9 protein-coding genes are annotated in these 11852 nt (G+C 64.4%); 3 read left to right on the plus strand and 6 right to left on the minus strand.

Features of this window, described 5'->3' with window-relative positions; translation table 11 throughout:
• Positions 1 to 24 precede the first annotated feature (24 nt).
• The 3 genes from ABQJ48_RS16300 to ABQJ48_RS16310 form a co-directional block, all read right to left on the minus strand.
• A complete protein-coding gene (locus tag ABQJ48_RS16300) occupies positions 25 to 438 on the minus strand; it encodes a gamma-butyrobetaine hydroxylase family protein (protein ID WP_367839039.1) in 414 nt (137 codons plus the stop codon).
• 85 nt (positions 439 to 523) lie between these two features.
• Positions 524 to 952, minus strand: coding sequence for an HIT family protein (locus ABQJ48_RS16305; protein WP_367839040.1), 429 nt, complete (start codon positions 950 to 952; stop codon positions 524 to 526).
• A 34-nt stretch (positions 953 to 986) separates the two neighbouring features.
• On the minus strand, positions 987 to 5096 hold the full coding sequence (locus tag ABQJ48_RS16310; RefSeq protein ID WP_367839041.1) for a DUF3683 domain-containing protein: 4110 nt from the start codon (positions 5094 to 5096) through the stop codon (positions 987 to 989).
• 500 nt (positions 5097 to 5596) lie between these two features.
• Between ABQJ48_RS16310 and ilvA the strand changes: the two genes are divergently transcribed.
• The 3 genes from ilvA to queF are packed head-to-tail and all read left to right on the plus strand — an operon-like array spanning position 5597 to position 8867.
• Positions 5597 to 7120 (plus strand): threonine ammonia-lyase, biosynthetic, encoded by a 1524-nt coding sequence (gene ilvA, locus ABQJ48_RS16315; protein WP_367839042.1) that lies wholly within the window; start codon positions 5597 to 5599, stop codon positions 7118 to 7120.
• 23 nt (positions 7121 to 7143) lie between these two features.
• Positions 7144 to 8046: a 5'-nucleotidase gene (locus tag ABQJ48_RS16320; RefSeq protein ID WP_367839043.1), complete on the plus strand. Its 903-nt coding sequence runs from the start codon at positions 7144 to 7146 to the stop codon at positions 8044 to 8046.
• Positions 8043 to 8867 (plus strand): NADPH-dependent 7-cyano-7-deazaguanine reductase QueF, encoded by an 825-nt coding sequence (gene queF / locus ABQJ48_RS16325; RefSeq protein ID WP_367839044.1) that lies wholly within the window; start codon positions 8043 to 8045, stop codon positions 8865 to 8867. The genes ABQJ48_RS16320 and queF overlap by 4 nt, the downstream gene beginning before the upstream one ends.
• Before the next feature lie 51 nt (positions 8868 to 8918).
• Here the strand turns inward: queF and ABQJ48_RS16330 are convergent, their stop codons facing one another.
• From ABQJ48_RS16330 to ABQJ48_RS16340, 3 genes are all read right to left on the minus strand, one after another.
• Entirely contained in the window at positions 8919 to 9305 is a 387-nt protein-coding gene (locus ABQJ48_RS16330; RefSeq protein WP_367839045.1) for a RidA family protein, read from the minus strand.
• Between the two features lie 72 nt (positions 9306 to 9377).
• A complete protein-coding gene (locus tag ABQJ48_RS16335) occupies positions 9378 to 10859 on the minus strand; it encodes an N-acyl-D-amino-acid deacylase family protein (protein ID WP_367839046.1) in 1482 nt (493 codons plus the stop codon).
• Positions 10860 to 10862: 3 nt separating this feature from the next.
• Complete coding sequence (locus ABQJ48_RS16340) at positions 10863 to 11753, minus strand: MurR/RpiR family transcriptional regulator (RefSeq protein ID WP_367839047.1); 891 nt, start codon at positions 11751 to 11753, stop codon at positions 10863 to 10865.
• Between the last annotated feature and the right edge of the window lie 99 nt (positions 11754 to 11852).

Below are 11852 nucleotides of genomic sequence, written 5' to 3' on the forward strand. Positions count from 1 at the left end.
GCGCGGCGATCGGAGCGAATCGTATCAGTGACAGTGTCCGTGCGCAGCGCCCGATGGCGCCATCGGCGCATCGCGGTCAACGCCGGCCGCTTCGAGTTTGGCGAGGTAGTCGCGCCAAAGTTCATCCTGGCGGACCGCCATGTCATACAGCAGGTCCCACGAATAGATGCCGGTGGCGTGCCCATCCGAGAAGGTGGGCTGCAGCGCATAGTTGCCGACGCCTTCGATCGCCGTGATCGTCACGTCGCGCTTGCCCGTCTGCAGGGTTTGCTGGCCGGGACCGTGGCCCTGCACTTCCGCCGACGGCGAATACACGCGCAGCAATTCGAACGGCACGCGATACGATTCGCCGCTTGCGTACTGCAATTCGAGCACGCGCGATTTGGAATGCACGACCACGCCGGTCGGCACCGGGGTCTCGGGGGTCAATCCGCTCATGATGGCCTCATCGGAAAATGCTGGGCCGCTTCAGCTCGTCGTCCGCTCGGGGACCGCTCGCGCGAAGCGACAGGTTGGACGGCGCTCAGCTAAGCGCGGGTTCGATTTCCTGCCGCACCGCTTCGCGCAGCAACGTGGCGTGCGCGCGGCGCGAGGACAGCATCGCTTCGGACACCGTGCGCTGGCGCGGCGCCCAGATGGGCAGCGGAAAATGCGCGTCGTTCGAAAAACGCGGAATGACATGCCAGTGCACATGCGGCACCTGATTGCCGAGGCTCGCCAGATTCACCTTGGCCGGCTGCATGATGCGCCGGATCGCGCGCTCGACCGCATACACGGCCTTCATCACGCGATCGCGCTCGTCGGCGGCGAGATCGGAAAACTCGGCGACGTGCCTGTTCCAGACCACCCGGCAAAGGCCCGGGTAATCGTGTTCGTCGGCGAGCACGACACGCAAGGTGTCGTCCTGCCACAGCACGTCGCCGCCATCTTCACGGCAAAAAACGCAGTCCATCGTCGTCCTCGGGCAAAAATCGTCAGTCGTGCCATTAAACCAGCACGCGCTCGATTCCGCCATTGTTCGCCCGTTGGACGTAGTCCGCCATCCATTCTTCGCCCAACACGTGGCGCGCCATCTCGACGACGATATAGTCCGCCTCGGTGTTGGTGTCCTCGTTGTAGCGCGACAGCCCTTGCAGGCAGGACGGGCAGCTCGTGAGAATCTTCACGTCGGTGGCGCCGTTGGGTGCCGGGCCGTCGCCGGCCTTGAGCACGGAGCCGTTCGGCGCACCCGCCGCACCGGCCGATGCATTGGCCGAATTGACGGCATTCGCGCCGGCTTCCGCCACGAAGGCATTGCCGCCCGGCGCAATGCCGCGCAGCCTGGCCGCGCCCTTGCGCATCTCTTCTTCCTTGCGGAAGCGGACTTGCGTCGAAATATCGGGGCGCGTGACCGCCAGCGTCCCTGATTCGCCGCAGCAACGATCGTTCTTCTCGATCTTGTAGCCGTCTTTCTCCGAACCCATCAGCTGATTGACCAGCTTGACCGGGTCCATCGTCTTGATCGGCGAGTGGCACGGGTCGTGGTACATGTAGCGCACGCCGTTCACGCCGTCGAGCTTGATGCCTTTTTCCAGCAGGTACTCGTGGATGTCGATGATCCGGCAGCCCGGGAAGATCTTCTCGAATTCATAGCCGGCGAGCTGGTCGTAACACGTGCCGCACGACACCACCACCGTCTTGATGTCCAGATAGTTCAGCGTATTGGCGACGCGGTGGAACAGCACGCGATTATCCGTGACGATCTGCTCGGCCTTGTCGTACTGGCCCGAGCCGCGTTGCGGATAGCCGCAGCACAGGTAGCCCGGCGGCAGCACGGTTTGCACGCCCGCTTCCCACAGCATCGCCTGAGTCGCGAGACCGACCTGCGAGAAAAGCCGCTCTGAGCCGCAGCCCGGGAAGTAGAACACCGCTTCCGTGTCGGCGGTGGTCGTCTTCGGATTGCGGATGATCGGCACGATCTTGTTGTCTTCGATATCGAGCAACGCGCGCGCGGTTTTCTTCGGCAGATTGCCCGGCATCTTCTTGTTCATGAAGTGAATCACCTGCTGCGTGACCGCGGGCTTGCCGACCGTCGCCGGCGGACGCGCGGTCTGCTTCCTGGTGAACTTCTTCAGCAGTTCGTTGCCGAGACGCTGCGCCTTGTAGCCGACGCCCATCATCGCGGTGCGCGCGAGGTTGATGGTCTGCGGATTGGTGGCGTTCAGGAAGAACATGCCCGCCGCATTGCCCGGGTTGAACTTCTTCTTGCCCATCTTGCGCAGCAGGTTGCGCATGTTCATCGTGACGTCGCCGAAGTCGATCTTCACCGGGCACGGCGTCACGCATTTGTGGCAAACGGTGCAGTGATCGGCGACATCGTTGAACTCGTCCCAATGCTTGATCGACACGCCGCGGCGCGTCTGCTCTTCGTAGAGGAACGCCTCGACCAGCAGCGAGGTGGCGAGAATCTTGTTGCGCGGGCTGTACAGCAGGTTCGCGCGCGGCACGTGGGTCGCGCAGACCGGCTTGCACTTGCCGCAGCGCAAGCAGTCCTTGATCGACTCGGAAATCGCGCCGATGTCGGACTGTTGCATGATCAGCGATTCGTACCCCATCAGGCCGAAGCTTGGCGTATACGCGTTGCGCAGATCCGCGCCTTCGAGCAGCTTGCCCGCGTTGAAGCGGCCATGCGGATCGACGCGCTGCTTGTACGCGCGGAATTCGCCGATCTCGTCGTCGGTCAGGAATTCGAGCTTGGTGATGCCGATGCCGTGCTCGCCGGAAATCACGCCGTCGAGCGAACGCGCCAACTTCATGATGCGCGCGACCGCGCTGTGCGCGTCCTGAAGCATCTCGTAGTTGTCCGAGTTGACCGGCAGGTTGGTGTGCACGTTGCCGTCGCCCGCGTGCATGTGCAGTGCGACGAACACGCGGCCGCGCAGCACCTTCTTGTGGATCGCCTGGGCTTCTTCGAGGATCGGCTTGAACTCGCCGCCGTTGAAAATCTGCCGCAGCTCGGCGCGGATTTCCTGCTTCCACGACACGCGGATCGTGCGGTCCTGCGTGATGTGGAACACGCTCGCGTCGGGTTGCTGATCGGCGCGGTCGGCGAACTTTTCCGCCAGCGCTTCGTAGCCGAGCCCGACCAGATAGTGCTGCGCCTCGCGCACCGACAGGTCGAGCCGGTCGCGCAGGAATTCCCAGCGCGTGCGCACGCGGGCGAGCAGATCGAGCGCCTGTTGCACGCGGTCTTCGAGCAGTTCGGCGCTGGGGATTTCGTTGGCGTCGTCGCTCTTGCCGAGCGGCAGCTTGCCGCCCTTGAAGAATGCTTCGAGCGCGTCGACCAGTTGCAGCTTGTTCTTGATCGAGAGTTCGATGTTGATGCGCTCGATGCCGTCCGTGTACTCGCCCATGCGGTCAAGCGGGATCACCACGTCTTCGTTGATCTTGAACGCGTTGGTGTGCTTTGCGATCGCGGCCGTGCGGCTGCGGTCGAGCCAGAAGCGCTTCCTCGCCTCGGCGTTGACCGCGACGAAACCTTCGCCGCTCTTGCCGTTGGCCATCCGCACGACTTCCGAGGTGGCCTGCGCGACCGCGTCCGCGTCGTTGCCGACGATATCGCCGATCAACACCATCTTCGGAAACGCGTTGCGCTTGCTTTTGGTCGCGTAGCCGACCGCGCGCAGGTAGCGCTCGTCAAGATGTTCGAGGCCCGCGAGAATCGCGCCGCCCTGGCGCGACGTCTCGAACAGGTAGTCCTTGATTTCAACGATGCTCGGAATCGCCTCCCGCGCCTGGCCGAAGAATTCGAGGCACACGGTGCGAGTGTGCGCGGGCATCTTGTGCAGTACCCAGCGCGCGGAGGTGATCAGCCCGTCGCAGCCTTCCTTCTGCACGCCCGGCAGGCCGGCGAGGAATTTGTCGGTGACGTCCTTGCCGAGGCCTTCCTTGCGGAACACGCGGCCCTTGATGTCGAGCGACTCGCTGCGCAGCAGTTTTTCGCCCGGCGCATAGTTGCCGTCGAACCACGTGAGCTGGAAACGCGCGACTTCGATGTCGTGAATCTTGCCCATGTTGTGATCGAGGCGCGTGACTTCGAGCCAGTTGCCTTCCGGGTCAACCATGCGCCACCACGCGAGGTTGTCGAGCGCCGTGCCCCACAACACCGCTTTCTTGCCGCCCGCGTTCATCGCGACGTTGCCGCCGACGCAGGACGCGTCGAGCGAAGTCGGGTCGACTGCGAACACGAAGCCGGCCTGCTCGGCCGCTTCGGTCACGCGGCGCGTGACGACGCCCGCGCCGGAGAAGATCGTTGCGACCTTGCGATCCACGCCGGGCAGTTCCGTCATCTCGACCGGGCCGAGCTGTTCCAGCTTTTCGGTATTGACGACGGCGGAGAACGGCGTGAGCGGCACGGCGCCGCCCGTGTAACCGGTGCCGCCGCCGCGCGGAATCACGGTCAGACCCAGTTCGAAACACGCCTTGATCATGCCGGCGATTTCGGCCTCGCTGTCCGGCGTCAGCACGACAAACGGGTATTCGACGCGCCAGTCGGTGGCGTCGGTCACGTGCGACACGCGGGACAAACCGTCGAACTTGATGTTGTCCTTTTCCGTGACCTTGCCCAGCACTTTGGTCGCGCGGCGGCGCAAATCGTAGGTCTTCTGGAATTCGCTCGCGAACTCGTCGACAGCGCGGCGCGCGGCCTGAACCAGCGTTTCGACGCGGGCCGCGCGGTCCACGCCCGCTTCGTCGCCATGTTCGACGAGATCGGCGCGGCGGCGCTTCTCTATCTCGGACAGGCGATGATGCAGCGCTTCGATCAGTTGCGCGCGACGCTTCGGATTGTCGAGCAGGTCGTCCTGCAGGTACGGATTGCGGCGCACGACCCAGATATCGCCGAGCACTTCGTACAGCATGCGCGCCGAACGGCCGGTGCGGCGTTCGGCGCGCAGTTCGGCGAGCACCGTCCACGCGTCGTCGCCGAGCAGGCGAATGACGATTTCGCGGTCGGAAAACGACGTGTAGTTATAGGGAATTTCGCGCAAGCGCGCTTCGGGATCGGCGGCTACCACAGCGGCGGCCCCGTGCGGATCGAAAACTTGAGGTGCGTTCATTTGGACGACTCTGTAGGTCAACCGCGCGTTTTTTAATGAGGCGTCGGCCGACGGTGCGCGCGGGGCGCAATGCCTGGAAATCTTCTAGGGGAGCGAAGCACGCCCGACGGCCTTACCCACGTCGGACACTTCGCGGCGCTCAGATATAACTACACGATCGTGCGTGGCGAACGTGACGCTGCGCCGCGGGACAAGACCCTCGCGAGACGGGCATCAAGTGGGCGATCCGAGGCTGCCAGTGCATCTTCCGATCCTTATTCCAAAACGGAATTCTACCGCATGATTCCCCCCTGCGTTGACGGCGGCAATCCGCGCGGCGACGGGGCTTTGCGCGCTTTCGCGCGCAATCGCCTTACGGCCTGCCTGCGAAGAATTGCCTGACCGAACGGTCGGGCGACCCTTTGCGGCAGCGCTCGTGCGTTCAAGCGGAAGCCAGCGCGCGCACCGTTGGCGCTATCATTGACCTTTTCCCGTCTCCCAACGCGCATCGCGCCCCTCGCATGGCCTGCCACGACTACCTGAAAAAAACCCTGACCGCGCGCGTCTACGACGTGGCCCGCGAGACCGAACTGGAACGCGCGCCGAATCTGTCGGCGCGGCTGCGCAATCCCGTCTATCTGAAGCGCGAGGACAACCAGCCGGTGTTCTCGTTCAAGGTGCGCGGCGCGTACAACAAGATGGCGCATATCCCGGCCGAAGCGCTGGGACGTGGGGTGATTACTGCGTCGGCGGGCAATCATGCGCAGGGCGTCGCGTTGTCGGCGGCACGCCTGGGCGTGAAGGCGATCATCGTGGTGCCGGTCACGACGCCGCAGGTCAAGGTCGACGCCGTGCGCGCGCACGGCGGCCCGACGGTCGAAGTGGTGCAGTTCGGCGAATCCTATAGCGATGCCTATGCCCACGCGCTGGAACTGCAGGAAGCGCGCGGCCTGACCTTCGTGCATCCGTTCGACGACCCCTACGTGATCGCCGGCCAGGGCACGGTCGCGATGGAAATCCTCAGCCAGCATCAGGGCCCCATCCACGCGATCTTCGTGCCGATCGGCGGCGGCGGACTGGCGGCCGGCGTGGCCGCGTATGTTAAATCGGTGCGCCCGGAGATCAAGGTGATCGGCGTGCAGACCGACGATTCGTGCGCAATGGCCGCGTCGCTGAAGGCAGGCGAGCGCGTCACGCTGAACGAAGTCGGCCTGTTTTCGGACGGCACGGCGGTGAAGCTCGTCGGCGAAGAAACGTTCCGGCTGTGCAGCGAATATCTGGACGACGTGCTGCTCGTGAACACGGACGCGCTGTGCGCGGCGATCAAGGACGTGTTCCAGGACACCCGCAGCGTGCTCGAACCCGCCGGGTCGCTCGCGGTAGCGGGCGCCAAGCAGTATGCGGAGCGCGAAGGCATCGAGAACCAGACGCTGATCGCGATCACCTCGGGCGCGAACATGAACTTCGACCGCATGCGCTTCGTCGCCGAGCGCGCCGAGGTCGGCGAGGCGCGCGAAGCGGTGTTCGCGGTGACGATCCCCGAGGAGCGCGGCAGCTTCCGGCGCTTTTGCGAACTGGTCGGCACGCGCAGCGTCACCGAGTTCAACTACCGGATCGCGGATGCGCATTCCGCGCATATCTTCGTCGGCGTGCAGATCAGGAACCGCAGCGAGTCGGCGCAGATCGCCGGCGCTTTCGAAGCGCACGGCTTCGCCACCGTCGACCTCACCTTCGACGAACTCTCGAAGCAGCACATCCGCTACATGGTGGGCGGGCGCTCGCCGCTCGCGCATGACGAGCGGCTCTTCCGCTTCGAGTTTCCGGAGCGGCCCGGCGCGTTGATGAAGTTCCTCTCGTCGATGGCGCCGAACTGGAACATCAGCCTGTTCCACTATCGCAACCAGGGCGCGGACTACAGTTCGATACTCGTGGGCATCCAGGTGCCCACGAGCGAGACCAGCGCCTTCGACCGCTTTCTCGCGACGCTCGGCTATCCGAATTGGGAAGAGACACAAAACCCGGTCTATCGTCTGTTCCTCGCCTGATCTCTTAGGACTCGAACGCGCAGATGGCTCTTTCGCTCGTCGACAAACTGGTGGTGGCAATCTCTTCGCGCGCGCTGTTCGACTTCGAGGAAGAGAACCGCGTGTACGAGCAAGGCGACCTGCACGCGTACGAAGCCTTGCAGCGCGACCGGCTGAACGTGCCGGCCAAACCCGGCGTCGCGTTTGCGTTGATCCGCAAGCTGCTGGCCTTGAACGCCGGCGGCCATCGCGTCGAAGTGGTACTGCTGTCGCGCAGCGATCCGATCAGCGGATTGCGTGCGTTCCATTCGTGCCGCGAACATGGGCTTGCCATCGAGCGCGGCGTCTTCACGCGGGGGCGCGCGCCGTTCGGTTATCTGAAGCCGTTGAACGCGTCGCTGTTTCTGTCCGCGAATCAGCACGACGTGCGCGACGCGTTGGCGGCCGGATTTCCCGCCGCGCGCGTGTTGCCCGAATCGGCGAAAAAGGCGAGCAAGTACCCGGACGAAATCCGCATCGCGTTCGACGGCGACGCCGTGCTGTTTTCCGATGAAGCGGAGCGCGTGTTCCAGAAGGACGGCCTGCGCGCGTTCGTGGGCCACGAGACGCACAACAAGGACTTGCCGCTCGCCGACGGTCCCTTGAAGCCGCTGCTCGAAGCGCTGCACCGGCTGCAAAAACTGGCGGACCAGGCCGCGCCGATGCATATTCGTACGGCATTGGTGACGGCGCGCTCGGCGCCCGCGCACGAGCGCGCGATCCGCACGCTGATGGCCTGGAACATCGAAATCGACGAAGCGATGTTCCTCGGCGGCCTCGACAAGAGCGCGTTCCTGCGCGAATTCGAGCCGGATTTTTTCTTCGACGACCAAATTGGCCATTGCGAATCGGCCCGCGTCGTGACGGCGACCGGGCACGTGCTGAGTGGCATCGTGAATGCATCATGACACCCGAACAATCTCCGCTGGGTAAAGCCTCCACTTACACGGAACAATACGATGCGTCCCTGCTGTTTCCGATCGCGCGCAACACCGCGCGCGAGGCGATCGGCATCGGCGCGCAGTTGCCGTTTTTCGGCACGGACATCTGGAATGCGTATGAGCTCTCCTGGCTGAACAGGCGCGGCAAGCCGCAGATCGCGGTGGCAACTTTCTTCGTACCGGCCGATTCGCCGAACATCGTCGAGTCCAAGTCGTTCAAGCTCTATCTCGGCTCGTTCGCGCAGACGGCTTTCGACTCCATCGAGGCGGTGCGCGACACGATCAAACGCGATGTGTGCGCGGCGAGCGGCGCGAGCGTGTCGGTTCACCTCACGACGCCGCACGAGTTCGGCAAACTGCAGATGGAAGAGTTCGACGGTTTGTCGCTGGATCGGCTGGATCTGGACGCCGACGTGTATCAGCCGGACCCGTCGCTGCTGAGCGCCGCGCACGACGAAGCGCCGGTAGAGGAAACGCTGTTCTCCAACCTGTTGAAATCCAACTGCCCGGTCACCGGACAGCCCGATTGGGGCAGCGTGCAGATTCACTACGTCGGCCCGCAGATCGACCACGCGGGCCTGCTGCGCTACATCATCTCGTACCGCAATCACACCGGCTTTCACGAACAGTGTGTCGAGCGGATTTTTATCGACGTGATGCGAGCGTGCAAGCCGGTCAAGCTCGCGGTCTATGCGCGTTATACGCGGCGCGGCGGGTTGGACATCAACCCGTTCCGCACCAACTACAACTTGCCGATGCCGGACAATATGCGTCTGGCCCGGCAATGAAGCGGTGATCGAGTGGTCGCTGAAGACATTGCCCTCAGCGACTGCCACCCATCAAGCCGACGGCTTCTTATAAGCGACGCAATCCACTTCCACCTTGCAGTCGATCACCATCGACGACACCACGCAGGCGCGCGCCGGCGGATTCTCGCCGAAGTACTCGCGGAACACCTTGTTGAACGACGCGAAGTCACGCGGATCGTCTAGCCACACGCCGCAGCGCACGACGTGCTCGGCGCCATACCCGGCTTCTTTCAGAATGGCGAACACGTTCTGAATCGCCTTGTGCGATTGCTCGACGATCCCGCCATTGATCACCTCGCCGTTTTCCATCGGCGCCTGGCCGGACACGAATAACCAGCCGTCCGCTTCGACCGCGCGTGCAAACGGCATGTGCTGACCGCCCGTCCCCTTTCCGCCTTCAACGCCATAACGCTTCATCGTCACACTCCTCAAAAGTCCGGCGCGCGCTCGGCACCAGCGCCGCGCGCGCCACAATCAACGTTTAGAAAATCAGAACGCGCCGTGCGCGTCACCCTTGGACGCTGTGCCGCGCGCGACGAAGTGACCGGCCCGCTCGCCCGTCGCCGCGCCGTCGCGATACGACAGCACGCCGTTCACCCACACCGCGTCGATGCCGTGCGCCGCCTGCTGCGGATTGTCGAACGTCGCCGCGTCGCGCACTTTGTCCGGGCTGAACAGCACCAGGTCGGCGTGGTAGCCGATGTGGACTTCACCACGCTGCGCGAGCCCGAATCGCCGCGCCGACAGGCCGGTCATCTTGCGCACCGCCTCTTCGAGCGGCAGCAGACCGGTGTCGCGCGCATAATGGCCGAGCACGCGCGGAAACGCGCCCCATAAGCGCGGATGCGGTAGCGGATCGTTCGGCAGGCCGTCCGAGCCGACCATCGTCGCCGGATGCGACAGGATGCGCCGCACGTCGTCTTCGGACATGTTGTGATAGACCGCGCCCGCCGGTTGCAGACGCTTGCCCGCTTCCTGCTGCGTGACGCCCCACTGCGCCGCGATCTCTTTGAGGAGCTTGCCGGCCATCTCCGGACGCGGCTGCGACCAGGTGATCGTGATGTCGATATCGCCCGTGACCTGCTTGAGATCGAGCGTCGACGAACTGCGGTTGTACGGATAGCAATCGCAGCCAATCGGCTGCATGCGCCGCGCGCCTTCGAGCGACTTCAGCACTTCTTCGCTGCGTCCCCAGTTCGACGGCCCCGCGCACTTCAGATGCGAAATCACGACCGGCACATGCGCATGACGGCCGACGCGATATGCCTCGTCCATCGCATCGAGAATCGCGTCGAACTCGGTGCGCATGTGCGTCGTGTATAGCGCGCCGGCGGCAGCGAGCGGTTCAGCCAGCGCCATCACTTCTTCGGTCGGCGCGGCGAACGCCGACCCGTACGCGAGCCCCGAACTCAGACCGAGCGCGCCGTTGGCCAACGCCTCTTCGAGCTGGCTGCGCATGCCGTTGATCTCTTGTGCCGTCGCCGCGCGATCGAGCCGGTCCATCTGATTGCTGCGCAACGCCGTGTGCCCGATCAATGCACAGACGTTCACCGCCGGACGTGCGGCGTTCACCGCCTTCACGTACTCGGCAAAGGTCGGGTACTGAAACGCGTCGCGCTCGCCGAGCAAGTTCATGGGATCGGGCGGATCGCCCTTCAGCGCAACCGGCGACGCGCTGATCCCGCAATTGCCGACGATAACGGTGGTCACGCCCTGCGTGATCTTCGGCAGCATCTGCGGCGAGCGGATCACGTGCGTGTCGTCATGCGTGTGCACGTCGATGAAGCCAGGCGCGAGCGCGCGCCCGTCGGCTTCGATCACTTCCTCGGCGAGCCAGTTCGACAGATTGCCGATCGCGACGATGCGGCCGTCGCGGACCGCCACGTCGCGCTCGACGGGCGGCGCGCCCGTGCCGTCATACAGCTGCGCGCCGACGATCAGCGTATCGGCGGCTTCGGGATGCGAATGCATGGATCAGTCTCCTAACGGTTGTCGATCGCCGCCGCCACGGTGCGCGTCGAGCGCGTGCTTCATGCGGCGCAGCAGTTCGCGGCTCTCGTCACCCTGACTGACGGCAAGTTCGGTGACGAGCACATCGAGCGCCATCATCATCGCGTATCGCGAGGACGACGGCTTGTAAATGAAATCGGTCTCGAACGCGACGATCGGAATCACCCAATCAGCGAGCTTGGCCAAGGGCGAGGTGGGTGCGGTCAGCGCGATCACGGTCGCACCACAGCTGCGCGCGATCGTACAGTTCTCGACCATCTCGGGCACACGCCCGGTGGTGGATAACGCGATCACCACACATTCGCGCGATACGGTGCTCGCCACCATGCGCTGCAGCAGACCGTCCTGATAGGTTGCCACAGGCCGCCCCAGACGCACGAGCCGAAAGCGCATCTCATCGGCCAACGCGGTGGAGCCGCCGCCCATGCCGAACACGTAGATCATGCGCGCTGCGCGCAGCGCGGCTGCCGCGTCCCCGAACGGCGCCTGCCGCAGCAGTTGATGGTTATGGGCCAATGCCGTTTGCAGTTCGTCGAACACACGTGTCGCGATCGGTTCGGGCGCGTCGCCGGGCCCGCTCGGCTGCAAAAAGCGTTGACCGACCGCGGCCGCCTGCGCGAGCCGCAGCTTCAGTTCGCGTACGTCGCGGCATCCGACCGCCTTCGCAAAGCGCGTGACGGTCGCGACGCTGACCTCGGCCTGCTGGGCGAGCGCGCCAATACTGGCACGCGAAGCGCCCGTCAGATCGTCGAGGATCAGCGCGGCGACCTTGCGCTCCGCCGAACGCAGCTCGGGCGCGCATGCGGCGATGCGCGCGACGATGTCGAAGCTTAGCGGTTCGGCGCTCAGGTTCATTGCCCGGTGTTGGAGAATCGCGCAGGCCGGCGATGACTGACGCCATGTCTTCGCCCGCGCTGGTACTAAATAACATTTCTGCGATCATCGTACTTTCGG

It is taken from the genome of Paraburkholderia suaedae (assembly GCF_040812055.1).
Classification (GTDB): Bacteria; Pseudomonadota; Gammaproteobacteria; order Burkholderiales; family Burkholderiaceae; genus Paraburkholderia.

What these genes read in the sequence shown, in the direction of transcription:
- ABQJ48_RS16320 (WP_367839043.1), top strand. Translation starts at nt 7,144, where the DNA reads ATGGCTCTTTCGCTCGTCGACAAACTGGTGGTGGCAATCTCTTCGCGC.
- ilvA (WP_367839042.1), top strand. Translation starts at nt 5,597, where the DNA reads ATGGCCTGCCACGACTACCTGAAAAAAACCCTGACCGCGCGCGTCTAC.
- ABQJ48_RS16340 (WP_367839047.1), bottom strand. Translation starts at nt 11,753, where the DNA reads ATGAACCTGAGCGCCGAACCGCTAAGCTTCGACATCGTCGCGCGCATC.
- ABQJ48_RS16330 (WP_367839045.1), bottom strand. Translation starts at nt 9,305, where the DNA reads ATGAAGCGTTATGGCGTTGAAGGCGGAAAGGGGACGGGCGGTCAGCAC.
- ABQJ48_RS16335 (WP_367839046.1), bottom strand. Translation starts at nt 10,859, where the DNA reads ATGCATTCGCATCCCGAAGCCGCCGATACGCTGATCGTCGGCGCGCAG.
- queF (WP_367839044.1), top strand. Translation starts at nt 8,043, where the DNA reads ATGACACCCGAACAATCTCCGCTGGGTAAAGCCTCCACTTACACGGAA.
- ABQJ48_RS16305 (WP_367839040.1), bottom strand. Translation starts at nt 952, where the DNA reads ATGGACTGCGTTTTTTGCCGTGAAGATGGCGGCGACGTGCTGTGGCAG.
- ABQJ48_RS16310 (WP_367839041.1), bottom strand. Translation starts at nt 5,096, where the DNA reads ATGAACGCACCTCAAGTTTTCGATCCGCACGGGGCCGCCGCTGTGGTA.
- ABQJ48_RS16300 (WP_367839039.1), bottom strand. Translation starts at nt 438, where the DNA reads ATGAGCGGATTGACCCCCGAGACCCCGGTGCCGACCGGCGTGGTCGTG.